The 278-nt window shown below is 62.2% G+C and carries 1 protein-coding gene; it reads right to left on the bottom strand.

All coding sequences use genetic code 11. From position 1 onward, the window contains the following. A partial coding sequence (locus tag XcodCFBP4690_RS22965; RefSeq protein WP_146092057.1) for a hypothetical protein occupies positions 1-278 on the bottom strand: 278 nt, incomplete at both ends.

Raw genomic sequence — 278 nt, 5'->3', positions numbered from 1 at the left:
GCTGACGCGCGTTTTCCTGCGGCAACTCGGGCCGTGGTGCTTGTTGAGCCAGCGCGGCATCTTGAGCGTGCGGGTGAGGGTTCGGTTGCGGCGAGGATTCTTGACGCTGGGCCTGCTGCTGTTCGAGTCCTTGAACTTGTTGCTGCTGATCCTGTGCTAGCCGAGCCTGATCTTCCTGGGCCTCAATTCGCGTTGCTTCTTGAGCCTGGCGGTCTTGCTGCTCACGCTGCTGGTTGTCTTCGGCTCGGCGCCCCTGTGCCTGACGTTCCTGGACATCC

It is taken from the genome of Xanthomonas codiaei, assembly GCF_002939785.1.
In the GTDB taxonomy this organism is placed as follows: domain Bacteria; phylum Pseudomonadota; class Gammaproteobacteria; order Xanthomonadales; family Xanthomonadaceae; genus Xanthomonas; species Xanthomonas codiaei.
The sequence above is the reverse complement of the archived record's forward strand: the minus strand, read 5'-3'. Positions and strand labels throughout refer to the sequence as shown.